This window comes from Bacillus massilinigeriensis (assembly GCF_900117315.1).
GTDB classification, from domain to species: Bacteria; Bacillota; Bacilli; order Bacillales; family Cytobacillaceae; genus Bacillus_BE; species Bacillus_BE massilionigeriensis.
The window spans coordinates 917004-935212 of record NZ_LT630337.1 but is presented as its reverse complement, the minus strand read 5'-3'; the positions used below and the strand labels follow the sequence as shown (position 1 = coordinate 935212).

Below are 18209 nucleotides of genomic sequence, written 5' to 3'. Positions count from 1 at the left end.
GACTCCTAACATAAGTTCAGTTCAAAATAAAGTGCACCTTTAATCGGGTTTATCCGATATGGTTCGATTTCATAAAACCCTAATGAACGATAAAGTGAGATGGCTACTTTCATGGAAGGTAGTGTATCAAGTCTTAGAAATTTATAGCCACGGGACTTAGCATCATCAATAATAGAAGTTACTAATCTCTTTCCCATTCCTTGACCATTCCACTCTGGTTTAACGTACAATCTCTTCATCTCACAAATGCCTTTATTAATCTGCCTTAATGCCACGCAGCCAACCGGATGTTCATCATCAAGAGCCAAGAGCAAACTTCCCTCAGGATTTTCGTATTCCCAAGGGAGATTGTTCAATTCCTTGTTAAAGTTCTGAAAGCATAAGTCTATTCCGAGTGAATGGCTGTATTCTATAAAAAGCTCTTTTGCTTGTTCGAATTGTTTATCTTCAGTAGCTTGGATTATACGAACCATCCCCTTATCCCCCTTCTATTAAAAATGGAAAAGTATTATGTTCATGTCATTCTTTTTATAATATGAATCTGGGTTATACGGACCCAAGTTTCATCACTATTAAACTCGCAATTCACGTACTAAAGTTCCAAAAATTAGGTCTATTAATGTTATTCTCTTACAATTTGAGGCCAATAGCGCGTTACGTTTCATTTATTTACAAGAATTCATTATTTAAATAAAAGAAACTTAACCTCTGTCCGTTGTGAATCCATTTGGCAGTATTTCACTGTTCATTCTTATAATTATTAAGAGGAATTGATTGCTGGCCTCTCTAACCATCATTTGATATAGTAGCTCATTACGATTTGCTCGCCCTTCATTCCTATTTTTCTAGCTCCTTCATCGATAAAACCACATTTTTTATACAAGACTTGTGCTGCTTCATTCCGTACGTTTACTGCTAATACAATTTCATTCATCTCTCTAAAATGTTCTTTCACAAAATCAGGCAGGAGCGTTAAAGCATTCTTTGCATACCCCTTTCCTTGGTGACGGAAATCTGTAGAAAACGCTCGTAATAAAATCGAATTTGTATTTTTAGAATAGGGCTTTGCCCCTTCGTTTTTATGTAGATCGAAAAAGGTAACTAGTTTCTCTTCTTCTATTGTTAAGACTGAATAGCGATCAGGATCCTTTATTGATTGTTTAATACAATCCATTGGCATACCTGTAAAATATAGTTGTTCTTCCGATAACTGATAATCCTCGACTAACCCTTTAAATTTCACTTCATAAAAGTGTAATTGCATTTTAGAATCTCCTTTTTTCAGAAACAATGATTGCTAATTGCTATGTTCAATCCATAAATTAATAATTGGTGAAAAAATAAAATAATAGGGATATTATACATTATTTTGAAAATATTACGATTACTTTTTTATATATTTTATTTCCCTCAATTACAATATAAATGAAAAACAAAAACGCTTGGGTCTACTATCCAACCCAAACGTCATTTTTTCGTAATTTACCTATCAAAAACCTATTATTAACGGATCTTTCTATTCACTTCATATCACTTAATTCCACTCTAAATATTGCTAGCAAAGATAAAATAATAATTAAGGATATTAACCATGCTATCAGAGGCTGTTTATGATGTATTGGTAAAATAAAAAAGATGATACCTGTAAAAAAGACTGACCATCCAAAATTCCAGCCATTATGGTATGTAATAAACCCAAACTTATAATTGGCATATTCCGTTATCAGATAGATGCCAAACCACAATAAAAACCATAAGGTACTTTTTTTCCATCCTTTAGGAAACCTTCCAAGGTAGATTAATACAGTAACTACATAGGAAAATACCATAGCTACAAGTGTAATAATCGTGTGGTTAGGAAGGATTAAGTCATGGAAAATCCACATCGATTTTTTGTATAGTAAAAAATTATATAAAAAATCTCCAATTATTAGGAATAAGATGGTTGGATAATACTTCTTCCAATTTCTCCAGTCACCCCAAATCATCCCCGCTATTAAATAAAACATGTTTATAAAAATATACATATTTTCATTCCTTTAGAAAGTATAATCCTATACTTCCCATAAGGAATAATTATTATTAATTAAATACTTGTATCTCAGGAACCACAATTATGGTATACGTCAAAAGTCTATGCAAACTTGATCTGCGTTTCGTTAGTTGAAGGTTGTTGACAATACCTTTATTTCTTAAATACGACTTTAAACCTTTCACAAACAACAGGCATTTTGTAATGAAATTCTTGATTAATTCTATTAAATTCATTTTTAAAAAAGGCTTCATGAATTTCTCTCCACCGCTTTAATGAACGGTCACCTTCACCTTCTAAATATGCGTGTTCCTCGGTTACTTCATCAAATGGAACAACCTCAACTGATGTAGTTTCAGCAATAGCAACAGCATTTCCTTCTCCGTCGAGTATTATATTGATAAGACCAGCAAAAGGTAATTCCTCATTTTCAAGCTCATATAAAATATAATTTGATGCTGTTGCTGTTTTCTTCCCTTCTAATACTAACTTAGCTAGCAGATTAGCTATTTCATTTGATCCGCCAAATGCCCACGCCTTGTATTCAGTTGGTGCATTTGGGTTGATTTTCAGGTAGTCATCCCAAATTTGGTTAATGGAAGCTTGGTTCATATCTATCAACCTTCTCTCTATTAGATATGTAAATTGTAACATTTAGTTAAAAACTGTACCAAAAAGAAGCGTTCTCCATTTTGGAGTAACGCAACAGATTGATTAAAAAACGAATCCCCTCATCGTAATACATTCGTTCCCAAGTAAAAAATTTTCAATCTTTATCAATCCTCTTTTCGCTTAAGTAGATAGCAAGTATATTTATGAAACCAATTCAGAATCAAATATAGTCCAGGATAGATCATAGCAGAATACCATAATTTCCAACCGTTATAATAAAATGTTCCACTCCATAAAAATATAAGCTCAAAAATAATGGCAAAAATGCACCAACATATTATATAAAACATCTCGATTAGTTCATTTCTTCTTTTAAGTGAACATGTATTTTATCAAAAAATACGTGTTCAAAAGTTATATTCTTTTTTAGATACATCGAATCAATACTTGAAAAGAGTTTATACGCCTTCATGTTTCTTCCTTAGCATTTTGAGAAATTTGGTATAATCCGGATCTCAATACACTCTTCTAAATTTCTCAACCAAATACTGCACCCCGTATAATAAATAGGCTTTATAGTGTAAGTAAATAAAAAATTGAATATGATTTAGCCGATTTAGCCTGATTATTTTCATTTTTTTTAAAATATCAATGAAAAGAAAAGCAAAGAGCCCATCTGCAATTAGATTTAGGATGATATATTTTTTAAAGTTCCCAAACGAGTATTTAAGGAACCACATAGATAGAGGCATATATGGTCCAATGCTAAAAGGAAGTTCATCCCTCAAAAATGATCTTCGCTTTTCGTAAAACCTCCACCATTTTCTCTTATGTCCATATAAATGATTGATTATCTCAAATATAACAATAAATATTCCTGCTATCGAAAAGCGTTGAAAATGACGTTTTCCTATAAATAACAACGTCATCCAAGGGAACATAATGATACATAAATTAAATAAAGAGTGCCTTTTGGATTTCAAAGAATTATCACCTCATATTATATATTTCCAATAATTGTTATTGTGTCCAATATTCATGAGATAAAACGGAATATTTAGCTGAGAATGGTCTTTCATAGTTTAATGAGAGACAAAATTGGTAGGAGGAGTCGAAGAGCTGACTTTCATTTTGTTTATGAAGGACAAAAAACGTTGGAGAATCAAGCAAACGTTCTTTCATCCTCACTTCGAAGGACAAAACTCCTTTCAAGCCCAAAGATCTATCTCTCATACTCTTTTTTGAAAATACGAAAATTGTCGGACAGGTATGAGAACTGTTTCTCCCTTCCCTGAAAAAAACGGAACATGAGTCTATTTCTTATTTTTCATTATATTAATATTACTAAAATCGGACTTTTTACAAAAAAATAATTGGATGCCGAAGCTCCGATTATTGATTAGTTTTATAGTAATATTAAATCAAAAAACTAAATGGAGGATTGGTTATGTTCATACATAAAATTGATGAGAATATTTCGTTAAAATTAATTGAATTACATGATGCTGAAAGAGTATTTGCAATTACAGACAAATCAAGAAATTATTTAAAAGAATGGTTGCCTTGGCTTGACTTTACTAATAATCTGGAAGATACAAAGGACTTTATCCGAGGATGTTTAAAAGGCTATGTAGAAAATAATAGTTTGAGTACTGTTATTTTATTCAATGAAGAAATTATAGGGATAGCAGGCTTCAATAGTATTAATTGGTCCAATAAGACCGCATATATTGGATATTGGCTTGGTCAAGAATATCAAGGAAAAGGGATTATGACTAAAGTAGTTAAAGCACTGACCAACTATGCTTTTAATGATTTAAAATTAAATAAAGTCGAAATTCGAGCTGCCGTAGGGAATATAAAAAGCAGGAGATTGCCAGAAAAATTAGGCTTTGTAAATGAAGGGAGTATTAGGAAAGCAGAATGGCTATATAATCGCTACGTTGACCACATCGTTTACGGGATTTTAGCTAGTGAGTGGAGTGAAAATAATTCATCAAACCATTTAAAGGTATGAAATGAATTTCCAGATAATAACGGCCTTGAAAATATCATAAGAATATGAAGAGTTAAGTAGCCCAAAAGAAAAGAATTTTTTTGAAAAGTATAATGCTTTTCCGTGATTACACCTAATCTCAACTCATTTCTATTAAAAAGTCAACGATAAAGAGCTAGCCATAAGGATAGCTCTTATAATCATTATAGAATTGTGTTTTTCATACTATCGTACATCGCCTTTACTGACTCATCCATTTCATCTCGGGACATCCTCATCGCCTTTTCGGCACGGGCATAGCCAATTTCTCTTTTTCCTGCTTTAAGACCCTTAAATACTGCATCTGCAAATTCATCTACAGGGGTGCCAAATGTATGCAGACCTACTCCGCCTAAATCGGTATTCACTGCAGGCGGCGCTATTTCGACCACTTCAATGGCTGTATCTTCAAGCTGGTGCCGTAAGCTCATGGTGAATGAATGCACCGCCGCTTTCGTTGCAGAATAAATCGGCGCTATGGCCATTGGGGTAAAGGCTAATCCGGATGATACATTAAGGATAGCCGCATAGTCTTTGTTGGCAAAGTATGGTGCAAATAGCATGGAAAAATGAAATGGTGCCTCGATATTTGATGCTATCTCCTGACTGTAATAGCTCCAATCTTCCTTTAGGTTCGTATTAAGAACATGATAGCGTTGTTGAATGCCTGCGTTGTTTATAAGCACATTCACATCGGGGTGCTCACTTGTTATCCAGTTGAATAAAGTAATTCGATCAATTTCCTTAGTGACATTACAAATGCATGTAATTAGTTCAGAATATTTTTCCTGGGCTTCCTGGAGCTTTTTTTCGTTTCTACCGCAAACGATGACTTTATTGCCTAATTTTATGAACCTCTCGGCAAATGCAAACCCGATTCCTGATCCTCCGCCGGTAATAAATATTGTATTTCCTGTTAGTTTCATTATTTCCCTCTTCCTAGTCCGCCATTCTTTTTTACAAGCTCTTGCTTTATTCAATAAAACTCCCTTGACTTTCTTTAAAAAGCAAGAAAACTTAATCATAATTTTATGTTAAAATAATTATATAATACATAATGTTTTGTCATAAATTCCAATAGAACGGAATGATATTTATGAATGAATGGGTTGTTAGGCTTATTCTTCTAGTAGTATTTTTACCTTTTATATTTTACTTTATTGCTTTAAGTAAGAATGTTAGCAAAACAGAAAAAGAACATAAAAGAGATATGACTTATGAGTTAAATCCTTTTACTGGGATGAAAATGCCTATTGAAGAGGATGACAAGGATAAATCAAGGAGTAAGAAAGAATAGTATTTTGATTAAATAATAAATCGGTATCTCCACCAACATGTGCACACTCGAAATTGTATTGGCATTCATAATTTTGCTGGTAAAAGTGATTCCAGCAAATATTAATTTATTAAAAAATGACCTCTTCATGTGAGAGGCTTTTACTTTTTTTAATATACTTTTTTCTCTTTTCATTCTGCTTTCCTTCGATCAAAATTTCTATTCAAACCAATAAGAGCCAGAGATTAATATCCCCTGGCTCTTAAAAGAACTTGTCTATGAAATATTCGGTTTATCGTGTTGTCTTGGGGGATCTGAATAGCGTTCCTTTATTAGTAGAAATTGATCCAGATTCTCGAACAAAATATCCACCATTCTTGGATCAAAATGACCTCCCCGCTCACTTTGAAAATAATCCAAAATATCTTCTAAATCCCAAGCGTCTTTATAGACACGATTGCTCCCTAGTGCATCAAACACATCTGCAACAGCCGTAATCCTTCCTGTTATTGGGATTTCTTCACCCATCAGACCATTAGGATAACCTTTTCCATTCCATTTCTCATGATGGGTTAAGGCGATTTCTGCCGCGCATTGCAGAATTTCTCGATGGGAATGCTTAATCATTTCATAGCCTAAGGACGTATGAGTTTTAATTATTTCAAATTCCTGTAATGTTAGTTTTCCAGGTTTATTCAAAATGGAGTCAGGAATTCCTACTTTGCCAATATCATGCATCGGTGAAGCGAGTTTAATAAGTTCAATCTCCTTTTTCGATAAACCACATTTAGAAGCAAGGAGCTGAGAATATTCTGCCACCCTTTTTACATGATTCCCTGTTTCATTCGAGCGGACCTCTACTATTTCTCCTAGAGTATAGATGATTTCCTTCTGAGTGATTTCAATTTCCTTTGTTAAGTCTTCCACATCTCTAAAAGCTCTGGCATATCTCAAGGATAAAACAAATGAATGTGCACCCAGAAAGAAGAGAAAGCCAAGTGAAGCAATTTTCATTTCAAATAAATAATGATTAAAATAATAAAACATATCTGAAATGGATGCCAGCACAAAAATAAAGAACATGATTAATATAAGCGTAGCACCCATTCTTTTACGAATTAAAGCCATGATAAATACATAAAGAAGATAAACGATAAATGCCAATAAAACAAAATTATACGATGGCATAAATTTAGTGAAAGTTACCGTAGAGGTTGTTACTGTAACACCACCATAGAAAAATAACATCAAAAATGCTAACCAGACTGCAATTTTGCTAGTTTCTTTAGGATAAAGCGATCGAACATAAAGCAAAAAGATTGGTGGAATGAAATACACAATCAGATAATCTATTCTCAGTACAGTTGACCAATCCATAAAGTAATCGAAGATAATTTCATAGGTGCTTCCAAAAAACTCATAAAGGAAGAAAACTAGGCTTGATAAACCGAAAAATAATGAAGTGGGGTCTTCTCTTCTTGTTGTATAAAGGGCTAAATGGTACATGCCCATCAATGCCAACCCACCGATAACAAACCCTTCGAATCCCTGCCTAAGATCCAAATACTGGTCGATGGAATGCTCATTCCCTAGTAAAATATTGTTCGTTAATCCGCCTTTATCATGATCAAAATTAGATACTTGAATCACGATTTCAGTTGTAGAAAAACTTGGCGTAAACTCAATGGTTTCATATTCAAAATGAGGGTCACTGTTATCTTTAGAAGTCCCCACCTTGCCCTTTTCATCTACAAGCTTCCCGTCAATCCAAACTTTATTTGCTGTGTATGTATTTAAGATAAAAAGAGCTTTTTCCGTATGTAAATCACTTTCATTGAACTTAATTAGTAATCTATATGTTCCAAAGCCCTGCCCATCAAGTTCTCTACTCCCCAATTTCTGGTCATTCCATGTCTTGGGAACTTGCAGAAGGGCCTTGTTATTTGTTATAGCCTCGAATTGATGCGGTTCCACAAGCTTATCCGAATAAAATTCCCACTGTCCATCTAATCTAATATTGCCTTGTTCTTCGAAATTCCATTTTGTAACGTCCATCTTCCCTTCTTGAGCTACAGGTAATTCATGATTATTATTCGAAAAAGAAGAGCACCCCGCTATGACAGCAAGGATTATCACTGGAATGATAATCGATATGTATAAAAACTTACGATTTCGCATAATGAAAACCCTTTCCATCATCCAATCAATTAGTCAGCCTATTGTGGTAGATTAGGTGCTTTATCCCGAAAAAGAAAAAGCACACCTTTTCTCCTGTGTACTTCTCATGTTGTGGTAGATTTGAAAACTATATAGCGATCATTTTCACGTGTAAATTTACCTTATTTGAATATCTAGTTTTTTTAATACTACCTTATTTTTTCAGAAAAAATAAATACAAATTTCGACATTTGGGTCGTCGAATCATAGGCTGCAAATAAATTATTAGACAAATTATTACATTATTNACCTTATTTGAATATCTAGTTTTTTTAATACTACCTTATTTTTTCAGAAAAAATAAATACAAATTTCGACATTTGGGTCGTCGAATCATAGGCTGCAAATAAATTATTAGACAAATTATTACATTATTCGGGAAATTGAGACTTCCAAAGAGGTGTTTGTTGATAATACACACGAGTATGATACAGTTACAGTTAACTTAATTACAATTAAATGTAAAATTATTGAGGGTAATCCTTCAGCAAGGGAACATTCAAAGGTGGTGTGGTTGAAAAGAGAGAACCTTAATTCTCTGAAGTGGGCTCCAGCGGATGTTCCTACAGTGGAACAATTAATTATGGGAAAAATGAGGGAAAGGAGTCAGGGACCATTTCGGTTGTCTGACTCCTCATTTTTGCTTCAAGACTGTAAATCCTTCTAGTATAAACGTCGGAAGAGATCTATCCGACCATTTCCAAGCCATTTTCAATTTATAAAATATTTTTATTTGCCCTTGGAACTAGTGAGGAAGGCATATCCTCATGCAATCTCCAAACGACGTTCATCGGCTTGTTTCCGTAATGCCTCATATATTCTGCCGTTCCCAAAAATACAAATGGTGCAGTATGACCATATTCCTGCCTGTATTCTCGTACAAATAATGCAATATGATGGTTTCTTTTTTTATGGTGTATATAACGTTGAGCAGTCGGACTATTTTCAGATACTCTGCTCTGGGTTTGCCAATGGAATAATCGGTCGTTGATAGCATAATCTTCATATAATGTCGAAGGTGAAAAATCCTTCTCAGATTTATTAAGAGTGATAAAGAAAATATCCAAATTCTTATCCTCGAAATATTTGACTCCCTCCCGAAAGGCTGGGGATTTTTCTTCATTGTAATACCCTAATGCAGCTAACACTTGAGTTGTTGAATATTTGCAATGAACACGTAATGGACATGGAAAAGGGAATTTATTTGCGATTTCCATTGTATCAAGTGTTTCGTACTGAAAATAAAGGATTTCCAAAATCTCCTCTTTAAAATGCTGATTTTCTAACAGAGCTTGAATCCCTGTCTCAATACTCGAGTATCCTTCTTTTTCTGGAAAGGCCTTGTAGAAGGAATAATAGAACATGTTCAAAATGAGTCTTTCCTCTTCATTAGGAAACGTACCATCTTTTATATATCGAATTAAAAACTCTAGCTCCGAATTTGAATTCAAATAAAATAGATTTTGCAAGCGACTAGTGAGAAAATTTTCATTCTCCCAATGAAAATCATCAATTATACCGGCTTCTTCTAACATTCGAGTAAAACTCCGATTTCGATTTTTTCCATAAAAATCATATAAAGAAAGATGATAATGGTTCAAAAAGTTTCTTAAAGTAAGTTTCTTTTCCGTATCCTGTTCAAAATATTTCATTTTCCCCACAAGATTAGCCTTCGTAAGACTACTGGATCTAATATTCCTTAAGATGTACTCTTTTGCCTGTTCTTCTAATTGGATAAAACTACCCTTAGGGAGGTTAAAAAAGCCATTTTCTACATAGTATTGAGTTGAATGCCTTGTTTTTCCGATTAAAGCACGGAATTTTTCCTCAAAGTTATAGTTTTTATGTGCTTGACCAACAAAATCTAAAACAGTTAAACATTCCTTCCCATCAGCTAAACGCAAACCTCTCCCAAGTTGTTGTAAAAATATCGTTAAGCTTTCGGTAGGTCTTAGGAATAGGATAGTATTAACTTCTGGAATATCAATCCCTTCATTATATAGATCCACAACAAAAATAAACTTTATTATTCCTTGAGTAAGGAGATCTTGTGCATCTCTCCTTGTTTTACCATCAACATTTCCGTAAAGAGCTACAGAAGGAATTCCTGTTTGATTGAAGAAATCTGCCATGTATTTGGCATGTTCAATCGATACACAGAAGCCTAATCCCTTGACTTCATCTATATCAGTAACATATTTATAAAGACTCTTAACAATTTGATTGCTGCGAATTCGATTGGAGGTATATACATTTTCTAATTCCTTGATTTCATAGCCCCTTCGTCCCCATTTCAGGCTTGATAGATCAACAGTGTCTGTAACGCAGAAATATTGGAAAGGGCTTAATAATTTTCTATTAATCGCTTCAGTTAGTCTCATCTCTGCCGAAATCGTATCTTCGAAAAAAGAAAGAATGTCTTTCCCGTCCATCCTCTCAGGAGTCGCCGTTAGTCCAAGTAATATTTTAGGATGATAATGCGATAATAACTTTTGATATGAATTAGCTGCTGCATGATGAAACTCATCAACGATTATAAAATCGTAATAATCCCTTGAAGTGAACTTATACAACTCTTTGCTATTAAAGCTTTGAATGCTGACAAATAGATGTTCAAGGGAGGAAGGCTGATAGTCTCCTACAAGTAAATTTCCAAAATTGGGATCCTTTAATATAACTCGAAAGGTATCCAAGCTTTGTTTCAAGATTTCTTCACGATGTGCCACAAATAATAGCTTAGCGGTATTCTTGTTGGACATCCTAAATCTTTTATAATCAAAAGCAGAAATAACCGTTTTACCAACTCCGGTGGCAGCAACTAGAAGGTTTTTCTTACGACCGAATACCTCTCGTTCCACTTGCAGCTTTTCAAGTATTTCCTTTTGGTAGTGGTAAGGCCGTATGTCAAAAAGCACAGGCAAAATTGAATCCTCATTACCTTTCTCTTTTGAAAGTGCTCTTTTTAATCGTTCTTGATCATCAAGATTATCCTCATGAAAGGTAGAAAATTCCGAATCATTCCAATAGCTTTCAAAAGTTGCCTCAAATTTCTTCACGATATCAAAGGAGTCTTTCTCGGTCACTTTAATATTCCATTCAAGCCCTGACGTTAAGGCAGGATTGGAGAGATTGGAGGAACCGATATATGCTGTACTAAATCCGGTTTCTCTCTTAAACAAATATGCCTTGGCATGAAGACGAGTACGGTCGACATCGTAAGAAACCTTAATTTCAGTATTAGGAAGCCTGCTTAATTCCATTATTGCTTTATAATCTGTTGCTTCCATATAAGATGTAGTAATCACTCTTAATCTTTTATCCGGGTGTGAAGTAAAGCTCTTTAACTCCTCTATGATACAACGAAGTCCACTCCATTTAATAAAGGATACGAGCATATCAATACAATCAGATGTTAAGATTTCCTTCTTTAACTCCCCTAGCATATTCGGTTCATAACTTGATCCTGTAAACAAAGAGCTTTGTGAAATTGGCGTGACGGGTCTTATCACTTCTCCTTTTCGGACCGAGCGGATGGAGTTCATTTTTGAATAAATGGATGTTAAAACCTCACCTTCTTCATCAATTTTCAGGGTTTTAAACTCTTCTTCGTCCAATCTTTCGCTTAAAATGGAAATGATTTCATTACATGTTTTGATTTGGTCCAATATTGATTGACTATTATCAGATTCATTCTTTTCTCTAATAAATTTAAGTGCTCTTCTTGTAACTGCTGATATGTAGGAGGATAAAAGTTTTCTGGCCTCCTCCGCATCCATTCGTTCTTTGCCGATTTCGTATGTATTAAGGTTGAAGGTACTTAAATCCTTTTTTATTTTTTGATTTATGATTTCTTCATATAGGCCTTCTTTGAGCATTGGGGTCACCTCGAGTTAAACTATTACTTTATAAATGTTTCCATTATTGTAGAAGAGAATCCTGCTTTTTTGGGGAGAAACATAGTTTTTGTATATCTTTAGATAAACAAAAACCGATTTCTAGATAGTTAGAAATCGGTTTAATTAATTTATAATAAAGGTCTATTTTTAGTTAGTTCACATTCGACTTGCCTCTTTTTATTAATTCATTTAGGTCTGTATTTTCAAACAGCACCTTGTAAAAATCCCTATAAACAATTCTTGAAAAACCATGCCAGGAATCGTGGTCGAAATTTGGGAATGATGTGAAAAAGATCAATTATTGGTATACCTCCCTTCCTGTCTCACCTTCTTATTTCGTGTTATCAATCGTGTCAGACCGTATATGGATCCACTCCTTAAAATAAGGAGGAAGTCCTCCTTTCAATGAAATCCCTGCATGGCCAGCTTCTAATACATGATAGGTTTTGTCCGAACTTGAAACTAGATCCATAATTGGTTGGACCATCGCTTCTGGTACTAGTCGATCGTACTTGGATGCGATTACTAATAAATTGGAGTGAATGTTGCGAAGGTCAAGATTTTCTCCTTCAATTTGTAATGTGCCATTTAATAACTTGTTTTCTTTTACGAAATCATTTAATAGCTGTTTCAATGTTGCACCAGGAAAAGGAATGTGACTCTTTGTCCAGTTATTGAACCGTTGCCATCTCTTCATATAAGCTTCGTCATATGCTCTGTTTAATAGGGATAAATATGGACTATAGTAAATTGGTGAGGTCAGGAGACGGACACCCGCTTCAACTAGTGGTGCAGGGATCAATCCAATTGAATCTACAAGATGTTCAATATCAAATCTCTCATTCTTTAAAGCTTTAAACCATTGGTCAAAAATTGGGTAGGCGGAGAAATCAAATGGTGCAACTGTTAAAATTAGATTCTTAATTGGTTCCTTTGCAATGCCTGTATACATAGCTGCCAAGGTCCCGCCCAGACAATATCCAATCAAGGTAATTTCCTTTGCTTCAGAGTGAGATAATGCCCGTTGTACCCCTTTTTGGATATACTTTGTAATATAATCATTCATGGTAAAATCCTTATCTTCATAACCTGGAATACCGAAATCAATTAAATAGACATCATACCCTTCCTGTACAAAGCCTTCTATCACACTTGCACCTGGAGCCAAGTCCAATATAAAAGGCTGATTAACGATAGAGTAAACAAGGACAATGGGGGTCTTATATTTCTTTTGTTTTGGTGGGTAGTGCCATAGTGTAAGCTTATTTTTCTTCCAAATGGCTTTCCTTGGAGTTAGGTTGGATTCAGGTGGTGCTGAATGGAACACGCTCACAAAGCCCTTCCAGCGCAGGATTTCTTGTTCAATTTCCTGAAAGTCCAGCCTTTTAGACATCTTTTCGGTTAGCACCCTTTTTGTCCTTTGCTGCATTTAACTTTTTCTTTAAGTTATAGGAGAGCTTAGATAAATTGAGGATCATCGTGCGAGTTTCTGGATCTAATTCTTTTAAATATTGATTGATTTCTTCAGTAACAGACTCCTCTTGCCCGCCTTTTTTAGATAGTCTTTCCACCACTGCTTGTTCTTTCTCCTTCAAAATTTTCTTTAGATTCGCGTTTAATTGCAGAAAATGCTCCTCTAACAGATCAAGCTTTTCCTCCACTTGTGTAGTAAGCTTGGCCACATTAGCCACATCTGTTTTTGTTGGTAAATGTAAACAGGCCCCAATCACCTCTGCATACTTTTGAAGTAAATCCATTTTATGGCCAAGCCATTCTGAATGAACTTCTGCCATTTTAACTACTTCTTCATGACTTAAAAAGTTTTGTATCGATTGGTTCAGCTGTTGTTCAAGGATGAAACCAGCTTTTTTCAGACTCCCATATATATCAGGTGTCTCCTGATTCTTATTTTCACTCAAAGTAACACTTCCTTTCCTTCTTTTTAGTTTAATAAATCTTAAATGGAGGCAGTAATACCACCATCTACAATGAGAATATGTCCCGTCATATAGTCAGAGGCTTTAGAGGATAGAAAAATGATAGGTCCCATTAGATCGGTGTCATTACCAAATCTTCCTGCTGGGATATGAGCTTGTAAGGGCATTTGATTTTTTTCAAGAACACTTCTTGTAATCTTTGTAGGAAAAAATCCTGGAGCGACAGCATTAACTTGAATATGATGTTTGGCGAGTTTGACTGCTAGATCCTTCGTAAAGGTAATTACAGCTCCTTTACTAGAATTATAGGCAATCGTATTAAGAATTTTTGGCTGGACTCCCCCAAGTCCTAAAACAGAGGCAATATTGACAATCTTACCGCTACCTTGTGCAATCATCACTTTTGCAACCGCCTGAGAGAATAAAAAGGTACCCTTCATGTTCACCTCCATCACATAATCCCACTTATCCTCTGGCATGTCCATAAATGGAGCAAACCAAGAAGTACCGCTATTATTGATGAGGATATCAATACTCCCAAAGGTTTGCATTGTCTCTTCAACCACACTTAGAATTTCCTCTTTTTTGGTTACATCACATTTTAATGCCAAGCATTTCACACCGAAATTATTAGATAATTCTTTGCTTGTCTCCTCACAAATGTCCATATTACGAGAACATAAAACAATATTAGCCCCTGCTTTTGCGAGTGCAGTGGCCATTTGCTTTCCTAGACCTTGTCCACCACCGGTAATAATGGCGGTTTTTCCAGATAAATCAAATAGGCTTAGATGTTGCAAGAACTCACCTCCCTAAAACGTCTGTGATGATATATCAATATAGTATAATGAAAGAATTAAAAATACGTGCATAATTTAGTATTTTAATCTATGCCTGTTTTTCTTAATGGTTATTACTTTTATTAAAGGGATCATCATTACTCATAGTATTCTAATATACTTTTATATTCAAAATATCAAGGGGATAAATAATTGAGGGCAGCTATTTAGCAAGGGGACAAACTTGGTTGGTATGGTGAAAAGTTAGAAATCTAATATCAAACTTCATAAAAAATCCCGATTTACCTTCTTAGGAAATCGGGGGAATATTGAGTCTCATCACGAGCCTTGTTTAAAATATTCCGTAAAGTCTTTCTTCAAATCTATCCCTTCCTCCTTTAAAATCTCTTTTGCCAGATAATAGCCACTAGCCATTACACCTGCTACGCCAAAGCCGGGGAATACCCATTGTCCAACCAAAAATAAATCTTCTAAATCCGTTTGTTGTTTCATATATTTTCCATACTCCTTCTCTTCTATGGACCATCCCATAAAGGAACCATTTTGACTGTAGGTATATCTCTCGTAGGTCATAGGAGTAGATAATTCACGAAAAACAACCGCTTTCATAAAGTCAGTTCCCAGATGACTTATGATTCGATTAAAAATAGTATCTTCTACTCGTTTCTTTAATTCTCCATAAGCCTTACCACGTATTTTTCCTTTTTCTGTTTTCCAGTAATTTTCATAACTATATCCAAGCGGAATCAGTGCTACAGCTGGTCTATACTTATCCCTTTCCTGTTTTGGATAGATGTTGATGACGATTGGAGCAGTATTTTCCGTATATTCTTCTGGCTTCTTCTTAAAATCAGTTCTTCCAGCAATACTAATGCACTCCACATTCTTAAAATCAAAACTATCATCCACTGACATAAACAATGCACATACGGAAGGGAATGTCTTTTTATCCGCAATTTTCTTTTGCATTTTTTTCACCCATTTTTCCCCTGTCTTAATCCAGTTATAGGTATACTTCGGAGATACATTACTTATAATCTTTCCTTGATATTCATTTCCTGTCTTTGTCTTGACACCATAGGCATGTCCATCCTTCACAAGGATTTCAGTTACTTCCGTTTTCAGTTTCAATACTCCACCGTTTCTATTTAGACTTGTGACTGCAGAATTAGGAATAGCCTGCATGCCTGCTTTTGGATATTCGTTGTTACTAAACACACCCCACTGATAAGCAAACGCCATAAATACCATTGGGTACGGACAATAGGAATATATGGTCGACTTTAATACATCTGAGTTCGTAAGATGATCCAAAATTCTCTTAACATCTTTATTTCCATATTTCATAAACATCGGCATCTGTTTTCTTGATTTCATTCCAAATTTTATAAGCTGAAATAGGCTCATATCATATGGTGGTTCTGGTGCTTCAGTGCCTGAAAACATTTCCTTATTGATTGTTTCCATTATGTTAAAAAGTTTATCAACATCTGTTTCATTCTCTGGAAATTCCCTCTTAAAATCCTCTCTCAAGCACCCATGCTTGAAAACGTGCTTTTTGCCATCAATATAGCAGTTCATATCGCCTCTGCATGGAACCGTATCAATCTGTGGAGAGCCCCAAAATTCCAAGAACTGTGGTATCGTCTGATTTTCTTTCAATTCATATAGACCGTGAATACCTAAATCAAAATGTACACCTTTTCTAGCAAATGATGTTACAAGTCCACCTGGGAGGCTATGTTTTTCTAACACTAAAACTTTTTTATTATACTTTGCTAAGAAATTTGCAGCGCTCAAGCCACCCATTCCCGCTCCAATGATGATGAAATCATATTTTTCCATCTTATTCACCACACCATGATAAAATAATAAAATCCTCTAACGTTGTATTTTCAGTATACTCATATAATATTATTATGTTTTTAATTTGAATGGCTCCTCCCATTATAAGAGTTTATAAAATTGTATGTATCTATGTTTTTATATTACATTATGTATCTAGATCTTTTGTGTCGTGTATTTGAACAATCCTGATTTGGAAATATTTATGTATAAACGATTACAATTTTTCTTATAAAGTAATCATTTATCTATTTTCTATTAGAATCTTGATACCGCTGGTTCTTCGTACTGTAAAAATATATTAATTAAGACCTCTCTTTTCATGAAAAAAAATTACCCACAAATATAGATATATCTATATCTGTGGGTGATTTTTAATTTAGTAAAATTAAAAGAATTTTCTAAAAAATACGGGTGTTCAGGTTCTATCCTACAAAATCATCTAGATTTAATTCCATCACTATCATACTGCCTCCTTCACTATATTATCCTGTAGGGTTACAATTAACATATACTTATTATTAGTAAGGAGACTAAAGAATGCAAAGTTTCATTTAGAACTTTTTATATGCATTACTTTTGTTCGTTTTTTTGTACTCAGCCTTCCTTATACAAGGAAGTGTACAGGGTGGAATGTACAATATATACGGTGAAAGCTTTGCCTTTCTGTTATTTATTTATCCTGCAATAATCCTAGGAACTTCCTTTTATGGCACCGTAAAGCGTGAAAAGTGGTTGGTAATTCCCGCTATTACATTTATAGTGTTGATTTTATTTTTTAATATCGTAACTAATGATTTCTTTCTTGATTTTTTGGTAGGTTATACCCTCATTTCTCTTGCCGCAAGCTACTTTACTCATCTTATTAAAAAGAGTAATTCGATGGCTTGATTCTTAGCTTCTAATAAAAATGAAAGTAAGAATACCACTTTTTCATATGGCTTTGTGTACACACTACTTTGCGTTATGTTTATTTACAAGGACAACAGTATTTGAATAATTCACTCCCTAACTCTAAACAATAATAATACTGCTATTAAGAAATTCTACCCGAGGTGTTAATCTGATGCCAATTTTGGATGTTGATACTGGTAAAATTCATTTTTATGCAAAGGGAGCTGGCATTCCTATTATTTTCATACACCCTCCTGTACTTACATCAGTTAATTTTGAGCACCAAATGGAGGAACTGTCTAAGCATTTTCAGGTGATTCTTTTTGATATTAGAGGACATGGAAAAAGTCCATATTCCAGTAAACCAATTACATATCAACTAATAGTAGAAGATATCATTAAAATTTTTAACCATCTTGAAATAAAAAAAGCCTTTATTGCCGGATATTCTACTGGTGGTTCTATTGTTTTGGAATTTATGCTAAGGGCACCAGAACGTTCCTTAGGGGGAATTATAATTAGTGGAATGTCTGAAGTGAGTGATGCAGTCCTAAAGAATGAGATCTCTCTCGCAGTTAAGCTAGCAATGACAGGATCGGTTCCTGTTTTAGCTTGGGGAACTTCATTAACGAATGCGAGTGATAAAAAACAATTTAGTCGAATGT

General features: G+C 34.4%; 15 protein-coding genes. 4 read left to right on the top strand and 11 right to left on the bottom strand.

Annotated features, from left to right (window positions below):
* Nucleotides 1–5: 5 nt before the first annotated feature.
* The 4 genes from BQ6100_RS04795 to BQ6100_RS04780 all read right to left on the bottom strand — a co-directional run bounded on the left by BQ6100_RS04795 (nucleotide 6) and on the right by BQ6100_RS04780 (nucleotide 2686).
* Nucleotides 6–473: a GNAT family N-acetyltransferase gene (locus BQ6100_RS04795; protein ID WP_075980587.1), complete on the bottom strand. Its 468-nt coding sequence runs from the start codon at nucleotides 471–473 to the stop codon at nucleotides 6–8.
* A gap of 320 nt (nucleotides 474–793) precedes the next feature.
* Nucleotides 794–1264 (bottom strand): GNAT family N-acetyltransferase, encoded by a 471-nt coding sequence (locus tag BQ6100_RS04790; protein ID WP_075980586.1) that lies wholly within the window; start codon nucleotides 1262–1264, stop codon nucleotides 794–796.
* 256 nt (nucleotides 1265–1520) lie between these two features.
* Nucleotides 1521–2009 (bottom strand): CBO0543 family protein, encoded by a 489-nt coding sequence (locus BQ6100_RS04785; RefSeq protein WP_235816484.1) that lies wholly within the window; start codon nucleotides 2007–2009, stop codon nucleotides 1521–1523.
* A gap of 176 nt (nucleotides 2010–2185) precedes the next feature.
* Nucleotides 2186–2686, bottom strand: a complete 501-nt coding sequence (locus BQ6100_RS04780) for an ASCH domain-containing protein (RefSeq protein ID WP_315970007.1) — start codon at nucleotides 2684–2686, stop codon at nucleotides 2186–2188.
* 1405 nt (nucleotides 2687–4091) lie between these two features.
* On the opposite strand from BQ6100_RS04780, the gene BQ6100_RS04770 reads away from it, so the two are divergent.
* Nucleotides 4092–4661 (top strand): GNAT family N-acetyltransferase, encoded by a 570-nt coding sequence (locus BQ6100_RS04770; protein ID WP_075980582.1) that lies wholly within the window; start codon nucleotides 4092–4094, stop codon nucleotides 4659–4661.
* A gap of 182 nt (nucleotides 4662–4843) precedes the next feature.
* On the opposite strand, the gene BQ6100_RS04765 is transcribed toward BQ6100_RS04770, so the two are convergent.
* A complete protein-coding gene (locus BQ6100_RS04765; protein ID WP_075980581.1) occupies nucleotides 4844–5605 on the bottom strand; it encodes an SDR family oxidoreductase in 762 nt (253 codons plus the stop codon).
* A 170-nt stretch (nucleotides 5606–5775) separates the two neighbouring features.
* On the opposite strand from BQ6100_RS04765, the gene BQ6100_RS04760 reads away from it, so the two are divergent.
* Complete coding sequence (locus BQ6100_RS04760; protein ID WP_075980580.1) at nucleotides 5776–5976, top strand: hypothetical protein; 201 nt, start codon at nucleotides 5776–5778, stop codon at nucleotides 5974–5976.
* Between the two features lie 255 nt (nucleotides 5977–6231).
* Here BQ6100_RS04760 and BQ6100_RS21665 read toward each other — a convergent pair whose 3' ends face one another.
* The 6 genes from BQ6100_RS21665 to BQ6100_RS04725 form a co-directional block, all read right to left on the bottom strand.
* A complete protein-coding gene (locus tag BQ6100_RS21665; protein ID WP_075980579.1) occupies nucleotides 6232–8133 on the bottom strand; it encodes an HD-GYP domain-containing protein in 1902 nt (633 codons plus the stop codon).
* Nucleotides 8134–8888: 755 nt separating this feature from the next.
* Nucleotides 8889–12047, bottom strand: a complete 3159-nt coding sequence (locus tag BQ6100_RS04745) for a DEAD/DEAH box helicase (RefSeq protein ID WP_075980578.1) — start codon at nucleotides 12045–12047, stop codon at nucleotides 8889–8891.
* A gap of 352 nt (nucleotides 12048–12399) precedes the next feature.
* The gene (locus BQ6100_RS04740; RefSeq protein WP_084780221.1) at nucleotides 12400–13461 is read right to left on the bottom strand and encodes an alpha/beta fold hydrolase; all 1062 of its coding nucleotides are present in this window, start codon (nucleotides 13459–13461) and stop codon (nucleotides 12400–12402) included.
* The gene (locus BQ6100_RS04735) at nucleotides 13454–13987 is read right to left on the bottom strand and encodes a hypothetical protein (protein WP_075980577.1); all 534 of its coding nucleotides are present in this window, start codon (nucleotides 13985–13987) and stop codon (nucleotides 13454–13456) included. The genes BQ6100_RS04740 and BQ6100_RS04735 overlap by 8 nt, the downstream gene beginning before the upstream one ends.
* A 38-nt stretch (nucleotides 13988–14025) precedes the next feature.
* Nucleotides 14026–14805 (bottom strand): SDR family oxidoreductase, encoded by a 780-nt coding sequence (locus tag BQ6100_RS04730; RefSeq protein WP_075980576.1) that lies wholly within the window; start codon nucleotides 14803–14805, stop codon nucleotides 14026–14028.
* Between the two features lie 318 nt (nucleotides 14806–15123).
* Nucleotides 15124–16650: a phytoene desaturase family protein gene (locus BQ6100_RS04725; protein ID WP_075980575.1), complete on the bottom strand. Its 1527-nt coding sequence runs from the start codon at nucleotides 16648–16650 to the stop codon at nucleotides 15124–15126.
* Nucleotides 16651–17283: 633 nt separating this feature from the next.
* Here BQ6100_RS04725 and BQ6100_RS21965 point away from each other — a divergent pair.
* On the top strand, nucleotides 17284–17541 hold the full coding sequence (locus BQ6100_RS21965) for a DUF2651 family protein (protein ID WP_075980574.1): 258 nt from the start codon (nucleotides 17284–17286) through the stop codon (nucleotides 17539–17541).
* A 175-nt stretch (nucleotides 17542–17716) separates the two neighbouring features.
* The coding region (locus tag BQ6100_RS04715) for an alpha/beta fold hydrolase (protein WP_141770176.1) at nucleotides 17717–18209 on the top strand (493 nt) is incomplete at its 3' end.